The organism is Streptococcus lishijunsis, from assembly GCF_047290665.1.
Lineage (GTDB): Bacteria > Bacillota > Bacilli > Lactobacillales > Streptococcaceae > Streptococcus.
Genome location: NZ_JBLBUC010000002.1, coordinates 175,682 through 194,635 on the forward strand (window position 1 = coordinate 175,682; position 18,954 = coordinate 194,635).

The window sequence follows — 18,954 nt, forward strand, 5'->3', positions numbered from 1 at the left end:
GGGTAAAGGGAGAGAAGTTTTATGCATAAGTTTCAATTTTTTATTGTCGTAGAAGCAGTTTTGTTAGCATTGGGGCTTATGACCATCTTACAAGAAGATGTAACCAGTTTCATTGCTATGCTGGCAGCGGTCCTTTTGGTACTACGCTTTTACAATCAAGACGATAGAGGTAATCTTCTTTTGACAGCTAGTTTGTTGCTGTTACTCTTTGTCTTTATGTTGAATCCTTATATTGTCTTGATGGTGGTGCTTGCCGTTGTTTATGTTGTTATCAATCATTTTTCCCAAGTCAAAAAGAAAAATCGCTATGCCTTGATTCAGCTAAAAAAGGAGGCTGTCACGGTTAGGGCGTTGACCAATCAATGGTTAGGCAATACTAGCCATGAAGGTGATACTTATGCCTTTGATGATATCAATGTGATTAGAACTATTGGGAGTGATACGGTTGATTTGACACAGGCTATAGTCTCTGGCAAGGACAATGTCATCTTGATTCGTAAGGTATTTGGTCCAACTAAAATTATCGTGCCAATTGATGTTGCCGTCAAAGCGGAAATCAGCTCTGTCTATGGTAGTGTTAGGTATCTGGATTTTGATGAATATGACCTTAGAAATGAGTCCATAAGTCTTTTTAAGGCTGAGGAGAAGCACAAGGTCAAGCGTGTGAAGCTAGTTGTCAACACTATCGCTGGAGATGTGGAGGTTAGTCGTCAATGAAAAAACAGTATTATTTATTGCTGCTCTTTTATGCGATTCTAACGGTATCAGCTATTGTTTTTGTCACGTTAGATAGCTTGGGCATTGACCTAGCTCAACGTTTTCATAATATATGGGTCTTGGAGCACTTTCTTTTTTCCATTTTTTTCATCACGGTGTCTTTGACAGTGCTGTTGTTGCTATTTTGGTTGATTTTAGATGACTTGAGTAAACGTAGTATCAATATGAATTTACGCCGTATCTTGACCAACACACCTTTGAAAATAGAAGAAGATACGGAAATCAATGCTAATCTGAAACGTTTATCTCAAAAAATGGCACAACTGACAACCAGTCTTCAAAATACTGAAAATCAGGATTTACTAAATGGCGAGGAAATTGTCAAAAAAGAGCGAGGACGCATTGCGCGTGATTTACACGATACGGTCAGCCAAAATCTATTTGCGGCGACCATGATTCTCTCAGGATTAACGCAAAACGCTCATGATTTACAAGGTGATGTGTTAGAAAAGCAGCTAGGTGTGGTCGAAGAGACACTTGAGAGAGCCCAAAATGACCTGAGGATTTTACTGTTACATCTAAGACCGATTGAGCTGGAGAATCGAACATTGTCAGAAGGGTTTGACATCATTTTAAAAGAGTTGACCGACAAGAGTAACATTGAGGTTATTTATGAAAATAATACCAGCAAGCTCCCTAAAAAAGTTGAGGATAATATCTTTCGTATCGGTCAAGAATTTATCAGCAATACCCTAAAACATGCTAGGGCTAGTCGTCTTGAGGTTTATCTCAATCAGACGAGAAATGCCTTACAGCTTAAAATGATTGATAACGGTGTTGGCTTTGATCTTGATGAGCATCATAATCTCAGTTACGGTTTAAAAAATATCCGTGATCGTGTGGATGATTTAGCGGGGTCTTGTCAGTTATTGAGCCAAAAAGGAATGGGTACAAGCCTTGATATTCGCTTGCCCTTAATAGTCGATGATACCAGCCATAAAGAAGAATATAAAGAGGAGCATAACAATGATTAAGGTGATTTTAGTGGACGATCATGAGATGGTGCGCTTGGGCTTAAAGAGTTTTTTAGATCTTCAGCCAGATGTTGAGGTGATTGGTGAAGCCCAAAATGGGCAAGAAGGTGTAGCCATGGCACTAGAGAAGCGACCAGATGTGGTGGTGATGGATTTGGTGATGCCAGAGATGGATGGGGTTGAGGCGACATTAAGCTTATTAGAAGAATGGCCTGAGGCTAAAATCTTAGTGTTGACCTCGTATTTGGATAATAGCAAGATTTACCCTGTGATTAAGGCAGGTGCTAAAGGTTATATGCTAAAGACATCTAGTGCTGCTGAAATTTTGAATGCTATCCGCAAGGTCAATCGCAAGGAGCTGGCTATTGAGACAGAAGTGGATAAAAAGTTTAAAGAGCACGATAGCCATCCAGAATTATATGAGGATTTGACGGCGCGTGAGCGTGATATTTTAGGGCTTTTGGCTAAAGGATATGACAATCAAACGATTGCAGACGAGCTATTTATCTCTTTAAAGACAGTTAAGACGCATGTGTCTAATATCTTAGCCAAGTTAGAGGTTTCTGACCGTACTCAAGCAGTGGTCTATGCTTTTCAGCACCATCTTGTCCCACAAGGTGAGGATTAAGTGATATAATAGAGTAATCAACTAACAAGTAAGGAGTATTATGGACGCTAAATTAAAGTATAAAGCTAAAAAAATCAAGGCTGTTTTCTTTGACATTGATGATACCTTGCGTATGAAAGAGCCTGCCTATATGCCAGAGTCAATCAAAGCTGTGTTTAAAGGCTTAAAAGACAAGGGGATTTTGACAGGGATTGCTTCTGGACGTGCTTATTATGGTGTTGTTCCTGAGATTCGTGCCTTAAAACCTGATTATTTTGTGACGATAAATGGTGCTTATATCTTAGATAAAAAGGCTAATCCTATCTCAAAACACCCTATTAGTAAAGAGGTGGTTGAAGCTTATGTGGCTTTTGCTAAGGATAAGGGCATTGCGTATGGTTTTGCAGGTGAGGATAAACCTGTAGTCTCTGAGCGCCATAGCATGATTGATGAAGCGATGGAGCCAGTTTATGGGATTTGTGATGTTGAGCCTGACTATTACAAGACCAATGACGTCTATCAAATGTGGACCTTTGAGACCAATGGCGACAAAGTGCAGCCAACACAAGAGCTAGCTGATGAGCTTCGCTTTGTCCGTTGGCATGAGCATTCTTCTGATGTCGTCTCAAAAGCTATGTCAAAAGCAGCAGGTGTTTCTGAATTGGCAGACTTACTAGGACTTAAGCCAGAGAATATCTTGGTGTTTGGTGATGGTCCAAATGACCTTGAAGTCTTTGATTATGCTGGTATTGCTATCGCTATGGGCAATGCTGTTCCAGAATTAAAAGAAAAAGCTGATTATGTTACTAAAACAGTAGCAGAAGACGGTATTTACCACGCTTTGGTGGACTTAGGGTTGATTGACAAGACACTTTCTTTCCCGCAGCTATCTCTTAAGGAATCAAAAGGACCTAAGGCGACGATTAAGACGACTCTTGGGGATATGCATCTGGCTTTGTTTGCTGATCAAGCACCAAAGACGGTGGCGAATTTTATAGCCCTAGCTAAAGATGGCTACTATGATGGTGTTATTTTCCACCGTATTATCAAAGATTTTATGATTCAAGGTGGAGATCCAACAGGAACTGGTATGGGTGGTGAGTCTATCTATGGTGAGAGCTTTGAAGATGAATTCTCAGAGGAACTCTATAACATCCGAGGGGCTTTGTCTATGGCAAATGCTGGACCAAATACTAACGGTAGTCAGTTTTTCATCGTGCAAAATACGAACCTTCCTTATGCTAAAAAAGAGTTAGTTAGAGGAGGTTGGCCAGAAGAGATTGCAGAGATTTACGCTACACAAGGGGGGACTCCTCATCTTGATCGCAGACACACCGTTTTTGGTCAATTGATAGATAGTGATTCTTATGATGTCTTGGATGCTATTGCTAATGTTGAGACAGGTCTTCAAGATAAGCCTTTAGAGGATGTTGTTATAAAGACCATAGAAATCGAGGACTAGATGAAAATTGGTGAAAAACACAGAGGTAAAATTACAGGTATTAAGCCTTATGGTGCCTTTGTATCGCTAGACAATGGCACGATAGGCTTGATACATATCTCAGAGATTAAGACAGGCTATATTGATAATATTTATCGGACCTTGTCTGTCGGTCAGGAAGTCTTTGTTCAAGTTGTTGATTATGACGAATACAGTCAAAAAGCTAGCTTATCGATGCGGACATTGGAAGAGGAAAAACATCATTTTCCCCATCGGCATCGCTTTTCCAATAGTCGTTATAAGATTGGGTTTAAACCCTTTGAAAAACAATTACCGATTTGGATAAAAGAAGCCAAACAATTTTTAAAACAGACATCTTAAAAAAGAACTGCTTATTGGCAGTTCTTTTTAGCTTAATCAAAATCATAAAGGGTTGTTGAGAGATAGCGCTCGCCATTATCAGGTAGGAGAGCAAGGACTGTTTTCCCTTTTCCTAGCTCTTTGGCGACTTGGATAGCCGCATGGATGGCTGCTGAGGCGGAAATGCCAGCAAGAAAACCTTCCAAACCACCTAAGAGGCGTCCTGTATGGATAGCATCATCAGAGCTAACACGGACAATATGGTCATAAGCCTTAGTATCTAGTGTATCTGGGATAAAGCCAGCAGAGACACCTTGAATTTTGTGAGGCCCAGGTTGGTCTCCAGAGAGAACAGCAGATTCGTCAGCTTCAACGGCATAGACTTGAATAGTGGGATTAGCTGCTTTTAAAGCGCGTGAAACACCTGTGATAGTGCCTCCTGTTCCCACGCCAGCTATAAAAGCATCTAAAGGTTTATCCTTAAAAGCATCAAGGATTTCTTTTCCTGTCTGTGTTTGATGAATGTTTGGGTTAGCTTGATTTTCAAACTGCAAGGGCATAAAGGCGTGACGCTCTTTAGCGATGTCTTTGGCTTTAGCTAGAGCGCCTTTCATACCTTCGCTACCAGGTGTCAAAACCAACTCTGCACCGTAGGCTTGGACGATTTTGCGACGTTCGACGGACATGGTTTCTGGCATGACAATGACAACTTTGTACCCCTTAGCGCTACCTACCCAGGCCAGTCCAATGCCAGTATTGCCAGATGTAGCTTCTACGATGGTGTCAGAAGGTTTTAAAAGTCCCTTTTGTTCAGCATCTTCAATCATAGCTAGAGCGATACGGTCTTTGACAGAAGAGCCTGGATTGAAGGCTTCTAGTTTGACGTAGATATCGGCTGCGTCTTCTGGGACAATATGGTTGAGCTTGACAATGGGTGTATTGCCGACCAACTCTGTAATGGATTGATAGATTGTAGCCATAATTACCTCTTTATTTACTTGCTAGTTTTAGTATAAGACGAGAGCTAGCCTTTGTAAAATAGAAGTTTTTTATGGGTGTGATAGGTATTTTTTATCACTCTTTTGGTAGAGGGACTTCGATGATTTGACTATCAATTTTATCTATGCGGACTTTCCCTTGGTAGAAGTCAATTAAACGCTCAATTATGCCAGGCATTTTATCGGGATCTTGATAGAGGTGGCTAGTTACCGCCTCTAAAAACTGTGTATCTTGTTCAAAAAGATCGTTTGCTTCTAAAAATTGCGCAAAAGTTTGGTATTGTGGATAAGTCAGGGTCACTTGAATACCTGCCTGCTCCTTGACATGTACAAGACCTAGGTGATTGATAGTTTGGGAGACGCTATTACTATAAGCCCTAATAAGGCCCCCTCCGCCTAGCTTGATACCACCAAAATAGCGTGTGACAACGGCGATGACATTGGTTAAGCCTTGCTTTTCAAGGACACTTAGCATGGGAATGCCAGCTGTTCCACTGGGCTCACCGTCATCACTTGAGCGTTTGATGTCACTATTATCTCCGATAATCATAGCAGAGCAGGAGTGATTGGCCTTATAATGCTTTTTCTTGATAGCGGCGATATATTGACGTCCCTCTTCTTCAGAGCTGATACGCTTCATTTGGCAAATAAAGCGTGATTTTTTGATCTCTATGTCAAAGCTACCATCTTGTTGAATTGTTTTATAGTTAGTCATATAACGATTGTACCAAAAATGACGCTTTTGGAAAAGCTTGCGAATAAATAGATATGACAAGATTAGAAGATTTTTACGGACGGCAGTTGGTTTTAGAGCGTATTCCTAAGGAGTATTTGAAGCATGCAGATGAGGTATCTGCTTTTGATAAGACTAAAAAAGGGATGCTCTGTAAGCGTTGTGGCCAGCAGATTTCAGTTATGTGGCAATTGCCGACAGGAAATGCTTACTGTAGAGAGTGCCTGGTTTTTGGGCGCTTGACTAGCTCAGATAAACTCTATCGCTTTAAGCAACAGCCCTTTTCTAAGACGGATTGCTTAGTGTGGAAAGGGACGCTAACGCCATTTCAAAAAGAAGTCTCACAAGCTCTTTTAGAAGGCTTAAGTCAGAAAAAGAACTTATTGGTTCATGCTGTGACAGGAGCTGGTAAGACTGAGATGATTTATGAGACAGTAGCGCGTGTGGTAAATGAGGGCGGAGCAGTGTGTATAGCAAGCCCTAGAATAGATGTGTGCTTAGAACTTTATCGACGCCTAAGACGTGACTTTTCTTGCGATATTAGCTTACTACATGGAGAGTCTGATCCTTACAAACGCTCTCCCTTGGTTGTTGCGACGACTCATCAGTTGATGACTTTTTATCAGGCTTTTGATTTGGTGATTATTGATGAGGTAGATGCCTTTCCTTTCGTGGATAATAAAGCGCTTTATCACGCCGCAAAAGAAGCTCTAAAAGAGAGTGGTGTGAGTATCTATCTGACAGCGACTTCGACAGATAGATTGGAAGAAAAAGTTAAAAAAGGAGAACTTGAAGTGCATCACTTGGCAAGGCGTTTTCATGCCAATCCTCTGGTGGTACCAAGACCTCTTTGGCTATCTAACTTGCAAGACAAGATGTCAAAGGGCAGGCTCCCCAAAAGCTTAGTGACCTATATAAAAAAACAACGGCAGACAGGCTTTCCCTTACTCCTTTTCTTACCAACAATAGCTCAAGGAAAACAACTAGCTGAATTGCTTGGGTGCTATTTTCCGAATGAGGCTATTGGATTTGTCTCTAGCCAAACGGAAGATCGCTTGGAGATCGTTGAGAAATTTCGCTCAGGTGAGATCACTGTCTTAGTTAGTACGACGATTTTAGAACGTGGCGTGACTTTTGCGTGTGTCGATGTTTTTGTCTTAGACAGTCATCACCGATTGTATAGTAAGAGTGCTCTTGTCCAAATAGCAGGAAGGGTTGGTAGGAGTCTTGAGCGCCCTGTGGGTGAGTTGCTCTTTTTTCATGAAGGACAAACTAAGGCTATCAAAAAAGCGATTAGAGAGATTAAGGAGATGAATCGTAAAGGAGGTTTTTAATGGATTGTTTATTCTGTAATACTCATTATGACAATCAAGTAAGATTTTCTGATATTTTCTTTTTGACACCCTTAAAGCAAAGTATCTGTAAGGAGTGTAAAGCAGGATTTGAAGCGATTGATGAGAGACATTGTCCCAGGTGTTTTAAAGCCCATCACCAAGGGGTATGTAGTGACTGTAAAGCTTGGGAAAAAGAAGGATACCTTGTCAACCACAAGACCTTATATCGCTACAATAGCCAAATGAAAGCTTATTTTTCACGTTTTAAGTTCCAAGGGGATTACCTTTTAGCAAGTCTTTTTCAAGAGGAAATTAAGCAAGCCTTAAAGGCCTATAAAGGTTATACTATCGTTGCGATTCCACTGGGGAAAAAGCGCTATGAAGAGCGTCAATTTAACCAAGTATTAGCCTTATTAGAAGGCAGTGGCTATCGCCATCAGGAGCTCCTTGGTAAGCACGATAGTCAAAAGCAATCTAGTAAAGGCAAAAAGAGCGTTTGATGGGAGACAATCCCTTTTACCTCCAAAAAGATGAGCAACTGCCTGAAAAGGTTCTCTTGGTAGATGATATCTACACGACAGGAGCGACATTATATGATGCTATTACCGTATTGCGCAAAAATGGCATTAAGATGATAAAAACTTTCTCATTAGCACGTTAAAAACTTGCACATTTTCATGAAAGCGATTATAATAATAATAGAGAAAGCGTTATGAACGCAAGAAAGAGGTACTTTATGATTAAATTTAGTATTCGCGGTGAAAATATCGAAGTGACAGAAGCTCTTCGCACTTACGTTGAGAGCAAGCTTGCTAAGATTGAAAAATACTTTAATGCGGCTCAAACGCTTGATGCCCGTGTTAATCTAAAAGTTTATCGTGAAAAGTCTTCTAAAGTGGAAGTAACGATTTTATTTGACTCTGTGGTTTTGCGTGCAGAAGATGTCTCACAAGATATGTATGGCTCTATTGACTTAGTTGTCGATAAGATTGAACGTCAGATTCGTAAAAATAAAACAAAGATTGTAAAAAAACATCGTGAAAAAGCAGCAGCTAGTCAAGTCTTTACACCTGAGTTTGAGGCAGAAGCTATTGAGGAAGTACCAGAGACTAAAGTTGTCCGTACAAAGCACGTTAGCCTAAAGCCTATGGATGTTGAAGAAGCCATTTTACAAATGGACTTGGTTGGTCATGATTTCTTTATCTATACAGATGCAGAAGATGGTACAACTAATGTGCTTTACCGTCGTGAAGATGGCGAATTAGGGCTTATTGAAGCCAAGTAAGATTATCCGATAAGACAATAAAGAACCCGTTAGGGTTCTTTATTGTGGTCTCAAAAGTTAAAGCCTTTTCAATGAGAATAAGTCAAAAGCATGGTATAATGAAAAAAACTAAAGGAGTGTCCTATGCTATCGAAAGCCAAATCACGTTATGTCATTCGTGAAATTATCAAACTCTTTCCAGATGCCAAGCCTAGTCTTGATTTTACAACGCATTTTGAATTATTAGTGGCTGTTATGCTATCAGCTCAGACGACAGATGCAGCCGTCAACAAAGTGACTCCTGCCTTGTTTGAGCGTTTTCCTAACCCAGAAGCTTTTGCCAAAGCTAGTCCTAAAGAGATTGAGCCTTATATCTCTAAAATAGGTCTTTACCGTAATAAAGCTCGCTTTTTGCATCAATGTGCTCTTCAATTACTAGAACGTTTTGATGGGCAAGTGCCACAGACCAGGGCAGAGTTAGAAAGTCTAGCAGGTGTGGGGCGAAAAACGGCCAATGTTGTTATGAGCGTTGGCTTTGGTATTCCAGCCTTTGCTGTGGATACTCATGTGACTCGTATTTGTAAGCACCATCAGATTTGTAAGCAATCAGCTACCCCTCTTGAGATTGAAAAGCGTGTTATGGATGTTCTTCCTAAAGAAGAATGGTTAGCAGCGCACCAAGCGATGATTTATTTTGGGCGGGCTATTTGTCATCCTAAAAACCCAGATTGTCACGAATACCCGCAACTTTATCATTTTCCTAGTGATTTAAAATAGCAAACGAAAGCTTAATAAGATGACAAGTCCCAGAGTTAAGAAAGGGACAAAGGCGATAGGCTGCCTGCGATGACCTTGAGTGAGGAGATAACAAATGGCAAGCCAAGAGCCGATTTGGATAATCCATAAGATGCCCATTTTATCAAGAATAAGGCTAAGACTGGCTAGATAGAAGAAGTCACCGCTGCCGATTTTTAAAGGGAAGATGTGGGCTAAAATACCAAAGAGTCCAATTACGCTAAACATGCCTAAATCATGCGCAAAAGGCAATAGTAATAGGGTAAAGATGAGCCAGACCATGATAGGGTATTCTTGTTGGTCATAGTCATAGAGTGCCAGCGTAAAGCTCATCAAAAGGCTAATCAGAAGAGGTAGGCTAATCAACTGGTAGGATAAGCCGACAAATAACAGACCACAGACAAGCTCTAAAAAGAGATAGCGCCTTGGAATGCTAGAGCCACAGTGTTTACAACGACTAGCATAATAGAGCTGTGAGAGGATAGGAATGAGCTCACTAATACCAAGCTTTGTCTGGCAGTTATCACAGTGACTAGCAGGAAGGACGATGGATTTTTCAGGGAAACGATCAACCACTACTCCTAAAAAAGAAGCAAGAGATGCCCCCAAACTAAAGTAAATTAAAACAATCATACCTTTTTATTCGAAATTTGAGTACAAATTCTTGCAATTATGAGATAAAAGACTATAATAGTAACTGTAAATAATAATTATTCTAATTATTGTTAGAGTGTTTAGTGGTTTGGCTAGCTAGTATGCCGAGCTAGGATTGTATTATAGGAGGCTATTAAAATGACACAAGTTTTAGACAAAGAAGCGATTTACACCTCTTTGACCCACAAAATCACAGCACCTGTCTCAAAAAATGCTAAGACAAAAGCTGTTTTGAACCAAGCTGTTGCAGATATTTCAAAAGCTTACTCTATCGTTCACCAAGTACACTGGTATATGCGTGGCGCTGGCTTTTTCTACCTTCATCCTAAAATGGATAAGCTAATGGATGCTTTAAATGATACCTTAGATGAGATGAGTGAGCGATTGATTACGATTGGTGGAGCTCCTTACTCTACTTTGAAAGAATTTGATGAGCATTCAGGTCTTGTTGAGACACCAGGGTCATTTGAAAAGACGATGACTGAAAATCTTGAGCGTTTGGCTGATGTCTACACTTATCTATCAAACCTTTATCAAGTGGGACTTGATGTTACGGACGAAGAAGGTGACGATGTTAGTAATGGTCTTTTTGCTGATGCACAAGGCGATGTTGAAAAGACGCTTTGGATGCTACGTGCAGAGCTTGGTCAGGCACCAGGACTTTATAAATAAGACAATATCTGGGATAATCCCAGATATTTTTTGCTAGTTTGAAAAAAGAAAATGCAAACGATTGCACGATTTCTATTGAAACCTCGCCTTATTTTTGATAAAATGACAACATGAAAACACTTTATGATGTGCAACAACTATTAAAACGCTTTGGGATATATGTGTATGTTGGTAAGCGACTTTACGATATCGAAGTGATGAAAATAGAGTTGTCAAAACTTTATGATAATCACTTGATTTCAAAAGATGATTATTTACTAGCAGACTTGATTTTACGGCGTGAACATCGTATAGAGGAGGAAAAAACGCATGACACAAAAACTTCTAGGCATTGATCTTGGAGGTACGACGATTAAGTTTGGGATTTTGACCCAAGATGGTAACATTCAAGAAAAATGGGCTATTGACACTAATATCTTAGAAGATGGCAAGCATATCGTTCCAGATATTGTAGCCTCACTAAAGCATCGACTTGATTTGTATGGATTGACTAAGGATGACTTTATCGGTATCGGTATGGGCTCGCCAGGCTCTGTTGATCGTGAACGTAAGACAGTGACAGGGGCTTTTAATCTTAACTGGGCAGAAACGCAAGAAGTTGGTTCGGTCATCGAAGCGGAATTGGGTATTCCTTTTGCCATTGATAATGACGCTAACGTTGCTACTTTGGGTGAGCGTTGGGTTGGTGCAGGTGCTAATAATGATGATGTTGTCTTTGTCACTTTAGGAACTGGTGTTGGTGGCGGTGTCGTAGCAGATGGCAATCTTATCCACGGTGTCGCTGGTGCTGGCGGTGAGATTGGACATATCATCATTGAGCCTGAGACTGGTTTTGAGTGTACTTGTGGCAATATCGGCTGTCTTGAGACGGTAGCCTCAGCGACAGGTGTTGTACGTGTTGCACGTCGTATGGCTGAGGAGTATGAAGGAAGCTCACAAATTAAAGCAGCCATTGATAATGGTGAATCTGTGACAAGTAAAGATATTTTTGATGCCGCTAAAGAAGGTGATAGTTTTGCCCTTACGATTGTTGATAAAGTATCAGAGTATCTAGGCTTAGCAACAGCTAATATCTCAAACATCTTAAATCCAGACTCGATTGTGATTGGTGGCGGGGTGTCCGCAGCAGGTGAATTTTTGCGTAGTCGTGTTGAGAAGCATTTTCTGACGTATGCTTTTCCACAAGTGCGCCAGTCAACAAAAGTCAAAATCGCTCAATTAGGTAATGATGCGGGTATCATCGGAGCAGCTAGCCTAGCTAGTACATTTATGAGTAACTAGGAGAGTATAATGGTCATTTGGATTTTAGTAGCTATTATGCTTTGTGTGCTGTTTTACACCTTGTTTAATTATTTACGTGTGAAAAAAGCAGCCACATTTCTTGATAATGCTAGCTTTGAAGCAAAAATACATGATGGTCAATTGATTGACATTCGTGAACCAGCGAGTTTTCAGCGTAAGCACATTTTAGGCGCGAGAAATCTCCCTGCTAGTCAGCTAAAGCATACTTTGTCTGCCATTCGAAAAGACAAGCCTGTCCTTCTTTACGACAACACAAGAAGTTCACTATTGCCACGTGTTATTATCATGCTGAAAAAAGAAGGCTATCAACCTATTTATGTTTTAAAGGATGGTCTTAATTATTGGGATGGTAAGGTTAAAGAAAATGAAAAAAGCGGTAAGTAACAGCTGTTACTTACCTTTTTTGAGGTGAAGTCATTTTTTGAAAACATTTACACTAGCTTGTTCTCTGTTTTTTACGAAAAAATATGGTATAATTCAACAGTTAAATACTTTTAGAGATATCAGAGGAAATCATGACACAATTAAGAGACGATATTCGTAATGTGGCAATCATTGCCCACGTTGACCACGGAAAAACAACCTTGGTGGACGAGTTGCTAAAACAATCACACACACTAGATGAGCGTAAAGAACTCCAAGAGCGTGCGATGGACTCAAATGACTTAGAAAAAGAGCGTGGGATTACAATCTTAGCTAAAAATACAGCTGTTGCTTATAATGGTACACGTATCAACATCATGGATACCCCAGGACACGCGGACTTTGGTGGTGAGGTTGAGCGTATCATGAAAATGGTTGATGGTGTGGTCTTGGTTGTGGATGCTTATGAAGGAACAATGCCACAGACACGTTTTGTGTTGAAAAAAGCGCTTGAGCAAAATCTGACACCGATTGTTGTTGTCAATAAAATTGACAAACCATCAGCGCGCCCTGAAGAAGTGGTAGATGAAGTGTTAGAGTTATTCATCGAGCTTGGGGCAGACGATGATCAGCTAGAGTTCCCAGTGGTTTATGCTTCTGCTATCAATGGAACGTCTTCTCTTTCAGATAATCCAGCAGATCAAGAGCATACTATGGCGCCAATTTTTGATACGATTATTGAGCATATCCCAGCTCCTGTGGATAATTCAGATCAACCGCTACAATTTCAAGTATCCTTGCTAGACTACAATGACTTTGTGGGACGTATCGGTATTGGACGTGTCTTTCGTGGTAGCGTCAAGGTTGGTGACCAAGTAACCCTCTCTAAATTAGACGGTACAACAAAAAACTTCCGTGTGACGAAACTCTTTGGTTTCTTTGGTCTTGAGCGTAAAGAAATTGACGAAGCTAAGGCTGGTGATTTGATTGCAGTATCTGGTATGGAAGATATCTTCGTTGGAGAGACTATTACACCGACAGATGCTGTTGAGCCACTTCCAGTGCTTCGTATTGATGAGCCGACCCTTCAGATGACATTTTTAGCCAATAACTCACCATTTGCAGGACGTGAAGGGAAATTTGTCACATCTCGTAAGGTTGAAGAGCGCCTTTTAGCAGAACTTCAAACGGATGTCTCCTTGCGTGTTGAAGCGACAGATTCTCCAGATAAATGGACGGTATCAGGACGCGGGGAATTGCATTTGTCAATCTTGATTGAGACGATGCGTCGTGAAGGCTATGAGCTTCAGGTATCACGTCCAGAAGTTATCATCAAAGAAATTGATGGTGTTAAAATGGAACCTTTTGAGCGTGTTCAAATTGATACACCAGAAGAGTATCAAGGAGCTGTTATTCAAAGCCTGTCAGAGCGTAAAGGTGAGATGCTTGATATGCAATCTACTGGTAATGGGCAAACACGTCTTATTTTCTTAGCACCTGCACGTGGTTTGATTGGGTATCCAACAGAGTTCTTGTCGATGACACGTGGATACGGTATCATGAACCATACCTTTGACCAGTATATGCCTGTGATTAACGCTGAGATTGGCGGGCGTCATCGTGGAGCCTTGGTTTCTATTGATACTGGTAAGGCAACTACTTACTCGATCATGTCTATCGAAGAGCGTGGTACTATCTTTGTCAACCCAGGAACTGAAGTGTACGAAGGGATGATTATCGGTGAGAATTCTCGTGAGAATGACTTGACAGTCAATATCACAAAGGCTAAGCAAATGACTAACGTGCGTTCTGCGACAAAAGACCAAACAGCTGTCATCAAGACGCCACGTATCTTGACCCTAGAAGAATCACTTGAATTCCTCAATGATGACGAGTATATGGAAGTAACCCCAGAGTCTATCCGCTTACGTAAGCAAATTTTGGATAAAAATGCGCGTGCTAAAGCGGCTAAAAAGAAAAAGAACGCAGCAGAAGCCTAGTCTAAGTGGCTAGAAGAGGTAGGCTATGTTTTACTTCATCATCTTACTGCTGTTGCTATTGTATTATTTCTTTATGGCACCAAGGTCTGTCAAAAAAACCTTAGAAGCTATTGGAATGGTGGGTATAGCTATTGTGATTCTCATTTTAATAGCAGCGGGTATTGTCGCTTTTTTGGGCATGTCCAAGGTCTTTTATATCAGCTTAGTCATGACAATGCTTGGTTTTTGGGCAATCAGAGACCTTCTTAAAATGCCAGTCAAAGCGAAACATAATCATTCTAAAATGTGAAAAGTCTAATGACTTTTCACATTTTTTGCTTATAAAAAAGAGATAAAATAACCTCATTTATCTAGACTTTTTAGCTCAATTGTACTATAATATGGTTGAGGAAAGTTATCTGTTATATTAAAGTAATATTAGAATAACTTTCTTTTATACTATTTACTCATCTGGTAGCTAGCTAGAAGATAGTCAGCTATGGATACAGTGAAAAAGGTTAATAGAGGAGGAGTTTATGTTTTACAAGGGAAAACACAAGCAACGCTTTTCGATTCGTAAGTATTCGTTTGGAGCAGCTTCTGTTTTACTAGGGACTGTGATAGTAGGTTTTTCAGCACCGCAAGCTAAAGCTGAAGAAGCACAGCCTGTAACAACAGAGCAAGTGGGTCCTACGAACACAACAAAAGAATCTGAAGTAGCGTTATCTGAAAACCAAACGTCAGAAGCCAGTGCAGTAGCTTCTGAGACAGCAGTGTCAGAAGTAAGTTCGGAAGTGACTTCTACTGAAACGGCTACTAGCGAAGTGAGTGAAGTGGCAGAAACGAGCGCGACATCTGAGGTGTCTGAAGTCTCAGAGAGTCCTTCAAGCACACCTAACAGTGAAATTTCAGAATCTTTGGCAAATTCTGAAGCAACATCTGAGCTAACTCCAGAAGTTGCAAAGGCATCTGAGGCAACATCAGAGCTAGCTTCTGAAACAAGTACTGCTAAGGAAGAGATTGCATCTGAAGCGGCTGCTGAGACGGCTAGTCAACCAGTAGCTGAAGCTGAAAAAGCAAGTGCTACAACAGTGCTAGATAGCTATACAGCACTCACTGCGCAAGCTAAGAGTGATTATCAAAACCGTGTAGCTACTGCGACTACAAAAGAAGAGATTGACTCTATCTTAGCGGAAGCTAGAGAGCAAAATCGCAGACGTCAAGAAGCCTTCCCAAATCAAGGGGCGACTATTTCAAGCAATCAAGTTTTTCGTGTGGCCAGTTCTACAGATAATGACACAGAAATCTCAAGTGACCTTCAAGATGAACTTGAAAAAAATGCTGTTTATAGTCCAGGAATAGCAGGTCAGAAAATGAGTTATTCTGGTACAGCCTTTATCAATACAAATGGCTCGACTGGTATTGATAGCCAAAAGTCGACTGATACACCGATTGCAGGGGTCAATGTGTATCTTCAATGGGTAAATGGTAAAGGTTATGTCTCTCGTGTTTATTACACAACGACTAATGCTGATGGTACCTTTACGATTGATTTGTCACAATCAGACAATGGTAAAGAAGGCAAAGAGGGTCAATGGTTTACTCTAGCTGGTGACGCTAGCTTTGCCATCAGAACATGGATTAAAAATCCAGACCCTGCTAAATACAGTGTCGTTAAAAACGGGGATATGATTTATGGTTTCCATACACGTACTAACCGTAAAAACGAGTCTTGGGACTTTACAGCAGGTATCAACCGTATCGTCAATGCCCAAGTCATCCTTCAAGAAAAACCTTGGCAGGAAGATTGGCTAGCCAAACCAGAAGCTGACCGTGAAGTGCCAGAAAATAGCGATGGGATTTGGCCTAATCAAGGCGCGTATGGTGCGATCAAAGGTTATGTTTGGTACGACAATGGTGATGGTGCTGGTACTCTTGCCAACCAATGGATTAACGACGGAAATGACGTCAAGGCAGTCGGGACTAAAGTCGTAGCATCTTACCTTAATGACGAGTTGACACGTCAATTGGATACGTGGAAATCAGAGCATAAAGGCTATTCTAACGAAGATTTCAAAAAAGCGCAAGCAGAGTTGATTGCGGCCTATGAAGCAGTTAATGGCAAAGGCTCAGCTATCGGTGAGACAGTCGTTGGTACAGTTGAGAGCGATGGGTCTTACTATATTCCATTTAGAGGTTTGTATGGTGTTAGTGCTTACCGTCAAAACGCTATTGCTCAAACCTACAATAAAATCACCGACGAAGAGTATGGTAAGGTCGTCAACGACGAGGACAACAAGACACGTAGTCTCCTTGTTTGGAATGGTAGTGTCAACCAACGTGTCAGACATATCAATACTGACTACATGTATGTGGCACCGCTGATTGATAACTATAACATCTGGACAGATACACCATTTGTAACCAATATGTTTACATCTTTGGTAAACAATGCTGCTCCAGGTATGCCGACAGTTCTAGCTGGGACTAATATCGGCTCAATCAACTTTGCGCTTCTTGCCCCTCAACCAATGATCGATGTCACTAACTATGACAATACCAACAAGATTGCCTTTAAGGGTGACAAAGCGACTTCTGTTGTTGGCGGTTTATTGCCATCACGTGAATACCAAGTCCAATGGTTTAGAGATGGTAAGGCTATTGGGGATGCGCAAACCATCACATCTACTACCCAAGGTGAAGCAACACCAGCTGAATTCACAGTTCCTGATGACATCACAGGGGCAACAACCTTTACAGTTGCTATCTTTGAGCAAGGTGAGAGCACTAGCAGTCTAAATAACGCACTTGCTTTGGATTCTTTCACTGCCAATGTGCCGATGACAGATTCTTATCAAGCAGCTTATCCAACTGTTGAAGGTAATATCGGTAAAGATACAGATCCTATCCTTCCGACCTTCAAAGATAGCGCTGGAGCTGATACGACTATGCCAGAAGGCACCAGCTTTACAACGACAACGGAAGCAAATCTACCAGAGGATGTGAAAAATACTATTCCTCAAGGAGCAACAGTTGTTGATCCAGCTAATGTGACGATTGACTCTGCGACAGGTGCTGTTGTTGTCAAAGGTGATGCTTTAGTTGGTAAAGGTAGCTATGTTGTTCCTGTTGAAGTGACTTATTCAGATGGTACAAAAGACTATACTTTTGCTACTGTTACAGTAACTCAAGAGGCAACAGACATCTACGCTGCTCAAGATGCAACACTTGAAAAAGAGTATGGGCAATCAACTACTGATAAAGAAGTGTTTGATGCGATTACCTTCAAGGATGCTGACGGCAATGCTGTAAATGCTCCAGAAGGCACAAGCTACGCTCTTAAAGACGGTGCTACATTGCCAGATGGTTCAGCAGCAGGAGATTACCCAGTTCCTGTAGTTGTGACTTACCCAGACGGCAGCACAGACGAAGTAACTGTGACGGTTAAGGTCGTTGACAACCGTACAGACGCAGAGAAAAATACGCCAATAGGCCAAGATGTGACCACTGAGTTGAATCAAGAGCCTAAAGCCGAGGACGCTATCGCTAACAAGTCAGACCTTCCAGAAGGCACCAAGTACGAATGGAAGACTCCAGTTGATACAGCATCTGAAGGCGACAAAGAAGGTACAGTAGTTGTGACTTACCCAGACGGAAGCACAGATGAAGTACCAGTGACCGTTAAGGTGGTTGATAGCCGTACAGATGCGGATAAGAACACCCCAACAGGTCAAGACGTGACTGTTGAAACTGGTGAAACACCTAAGGCTGAGGACGCGATCGCTAACAAGTCTGATCTTCCAGAAGGCACTAAGTACGAATGGAAGACTCCAGTTGACACAACAGGTACAGGCGACAAAGAAGGTACAGTAGTCGTGACTTACCCAGACGGCAGCACAGATGAAGTACCAGTAACGGTTAAAGTTGTTGATAGTCGTACAGATGCGGATAAGAACATCCCAACAGGCCAAGATGTGACCACTGAGTTGAATCAAGAGCCTAAAGCTGAAGACGCTATCGCTAACAAGTCTGATCTTCCAGAAGGTACTAAGTACGAATGGAAGACTCCAGTTGACACCACAGGTACAGGCGACAAAGAAGGTACAGTAGTTGTCACTTACCCAGACGGCAGCACAGACGAAGTGCCAGTAACGGTTAAAGTCGTTGATAGCCGAACAGACGCAGAAAAGAACACGCCAACAGGCCAAGATGTGACTGTTGAAACTGGTGAAACACCTAAGGCTGAGGACGCTATCGCCAACAAGTCTGAACTTCCAGAAGGCACTAAGTACGAATGGAAGACTCCAGTTGACACCACAGGTACAGGCGACAAAGAAGGTACAGTAGTTGTCACTTACCCAGACGGCAGCACAGACGAAGTGCCAGTAACGGTTAAAGTCGTTGATAGCCGAACCGATGCAGAGAAGAATACTCCGACAGGCCAAGATGTGACTGTTGAAACTGGTGAAACACCTAAGGCTGAAGATGCTATCGCCAACAAATCCGACCTTCCAGAAGGTACTAAGTACGAGTGGAAGAGTCCAGTTGACACCACAAGTACAGGCGACAAAGAAGGTACAGTAGTCGTGACTTACCCAGACGGCAGTAAGGACGAAGTGCCAGTGACCGTTAAGGTGGTTGATAGCCGCACAGATGCAGATAAGAACACACCAACAGGCCAAGATGTGACTGTTGAAACTG

General features: G+C 41.4%; 20 protein-coding genes. 17 read left to right on the forward strand and 3 right to left on the reverse strand.

The window, feature by feature from the left end; translation table 11 throughout:
* Positions 1 to 21: 21 nt before the first annotated feature.
* From liaF to ACLN19_RS02195, 5 genes are read left to right on the forward strand one after another with little or no spacing between them, the layout of a single operon-like run.
* Positions 22 to 717: a cell wall-active antibiotics response protein LiaF gene (gene liaF, locus ACLN19_RS02175; RefSeq protein ID WP_413382803.1), complete on the forward strand. Its 696-nt coding sequence runs from the start codon at positions 22 to 24 to the stop codon at positions 715 to 717.
* Complete coding sequence (locus ACLN19_RS02180) at positions 714 to 1,751, forward strand: envelope stress sensor histidine kinase LiaS (RefSeq protein WP_413382805.1); 1,038 nt, start codon at positions 714 to 716, stop codon at positions 1,749 to 1,751. Before liaF ends, ACLN19_RS02180 begins: the two co-directional genes overlap by 4 nt.
* Positions 1,738 to 2,379, forward strand: a complete 642-nt coding sequence (locus ACLN19_RS02185) for a response regulator transcription factor (protein WP_489686306.1) — start codon at positions 1,738 to 1,740, stop codon at positions 2,377 to 2,379. The genes ACLN19_RS02180 and ACLN19_RS02185 overlap by 14 nt, the downstream gene beginning before the upstream one ends.
* A gap of 40 nt (positions 2,380 to 2,419) precedes the next feature.
* A complete protein-coding gene (locus tag ACLN19_RS02190; RefSeq protein ID WP_413382809.1) occupies positions 2,420 to 3,820 on the forward strand; it encodes a bifunctional Cof-type HAD-IIB family hydrolase/peptidylprolyl isomerase in 1,401 nt (466 codons plus the stop codon).
* Positions 3,821 to 4,180: a S1 RNA-binding domain-containing protein gene (locus ACLN19_RS02195; protein WP_413382811.1), complete on the forward strand. Its 360-nt coding sequence runs from the start codon at positions 3,821 to 3,823 to the stop codon at positions 4,178 to 4,180.
* A gap of 32 nt (positions 4,181 to 4,212) precedes the next feature.
* On the opposite strand, the gene cysK is transcribed toward ACLN19_RS02195, so the two are convergent.
* On the reverse strand, positions 4,213 to 5,139 hold the full coding sequence (gene cysK / locus ACLN19_RS02200; RefSeq protein ID WP_413382813.1) for a cysteine synthase A: 927 nt from the start codon (positions 5,137 to 5,139) through the stop codon (positions 4,213 to 4,215).
* 94 nt (positions 5,140 to 5,233) lie between these two features.
* Positions 5,234 to 5,872, reverse strand: coding sequence for a YigZ family protein (locus ACLN19_RS02205; protein WP_413382815.1), 639 nt, complete (start codon positions 5,870 to 5,872; stop codon positions 5,234 to 5,236).
* Positions 5,873 to 5,925: 53 nt separating this feature from the next.
* Here ACLN19_RS02205 and ACLN19_RS02210 point away from each other — a divergent pair, with 53 nt between their 5' ends.
* From ACLN19_RS02210 to nth, 5 genes are all read left to right on the forward strand, one after another.
* Positions 5,926 to 7,224, forward strand: a complete 1,299-nt coding sequence (locus ACLN19_RS02210; protein ID WP_413382817.1) for an ATP-dependent helicase ComFA — start codon at positions 5,926 to 5,928, stop codon at positions 7,222 to 7,224.
* The gene (locus tag ACLN19_RS02215) at positions 7,224 to 7,724 is read left to right on the forward strand and encodes a ComF family protein (RefSeq protein WP_413382819.1); all 501 of its coding nucleotides are present in this window, start codon (positions 7,224 to 7,226) and stop codon (positions 7,722 to 7,724) included. The genes ACLN19_RS02210 and ACLN19_RS02215 overlap by 1 nt, the downstream gene beginning before the upstream one ends.
* A complete protein-coding gene (locus ACLN19_RS02220) occupies positions 7,724 to 7,885 on the forward strand; it encodes a ComF family protein (protein WP_413382821.1) in 162 nt (53 codons plus the stop codon). Before ACLN19_RS02215 ends, ACLN19_RS02220 begins: the two co-directional genes overlap by 1 nt.
* A 75-nt stretch (positions 7,886 to 7,960) precedes the next feature.
* Positions 7,961 to 8,509 carry a ribosome hibernation-promoting factor, HPF/YfiA family gene (gene hpf, locus ACLN19_RS02225; RefSeq protein WP_413382823.1) on the forward strand — a complete coding sequence of 183 codons (549 nt, stop codon included), beginning with the start codon at positions 7,961 to 7,963 and terminating at the stop codon, positions 8,507 to 8,509.
* A 123-nt stretch (positions 8,510 to 8,632) separates the two neighbouring features.
* Positions 8,633 to 9,265 carry an endonuclease III gene (gene nth / locus ACLN19_RS02230; RefSeq protein ID WP_413382825.1) on the forward strand — a complete coding sequence of 211 codons (633 nt, stop codon included), beginning with the start codon at positions 8,633 to 8,635 and terminating at the stop codon, positions 9,263 to 9,265.
* Here nth and ACLN19_RS02235 read toward each other — a convergent pair.
* Positions 9,257 to 9,916, reverse strand: coding sequence for a prepilin peptidase (locus ACLN19_RS02235; RefSeq protein ID WP_413382827.1), 660 nt, complete (start codon positions 9,914 to 9,916; stop codon positions 9,257 to 9,259). The genes nth and ACLN19_RS02235 overlap by 9 nt on opposite strands.
* A gap of 159 nt (positions 9,917 to 10,075) precedes the next feature.
* Between ACLN19_RS02235 and ACLN19_RS02240 the strand changes: the two genes are divergently transcribed.
* The 7 genes from ACLN19_RS02240 to ACLN19_RS02270 all read left to right on the forward strand — a co-directional run.
* Positions 10,076 to 10,609, forward strand: a complete 534-nt coding sequence (locus ACLN19_RS02240; RefSeq protein WP_413382829.1) for a Dps family protein — start codon at positions 10,076 to 10,078, stop codon at positions 10,607 to 10,609.
* Positions 10,610 to 10,719: 110 nt separating this feature from the next.
* Positions 10,720 to 10,944, forward strand: coding sequence for a YqgQ family protein (locus ACLN19_RS02245; protein WP_413382831.1), 225 nt, complete (start codon positions 10,720 to 10,722; stop codon positions 10,942 to 10,944).
* Complete coding sequence (locus tag ACLN19_RS02250) at positions 10,919 to 11,890, forward strand: ROK family glucokinase (protein ID WP_413382833.1); 972 nt, start codon at positions 10,919 to 10,921, stop codon at positions 11,888 to 11,890. The genes ACLN19_RS02245 and ACLN19_RS02250 overlap by 26 nt, the downstream gene beginning before the upstream one ends.
* A gap of 9 nt (positions 11,891 to 11,899) precedes the next feature.
* Positions 11,900 to 12,295, forward strand: a complete 396-nt coding sequence (locus tag ACLN19_RS02255) for a rhodanese-like domain-containing protein (protein ID WP_413382835.1) — start codon at positions 11,900 to 11,902, stop codon at positions 12,293 to 12,295.
* 131 nt (positions 12,296 to 12,426) lie between these two features.
* Entirely contained in the window at positions 12,427 to 14,274 is a 1,848-nt protein-coding gene (typA, locus tag ACLN19_RS02260; protein ID WP_413382837.1) for a translational GTPase TypA, read from the forward strand.
* Positions 14,275 to 14,299: 25 nt separating this feature from the next.
* Positions 14,300 to 14,563 carry a DUF3165 family protein gene (locus ACLN19_RS02265; protein ID WP_413382839.1) on the forward strand — a complete coding sequence of 88 codons (264 nt, stop codon included), beginning with the start codon at positions 14,300 to 14,302 and terminating at the stop codon, positions 14,561 to 14,563.
* A 226-nt stretch (positions 14,564 to 14,789) separates the two neighbouring features.
* Positions 14,790 to 18,954: Rib/alpha-like domain-containing protein (locus tag ACLN19_RS02270; RefSeq protein WP_413382841.1), on the forward strand; the 4,165-nt coding region annotated here is incomplete at its 3' end.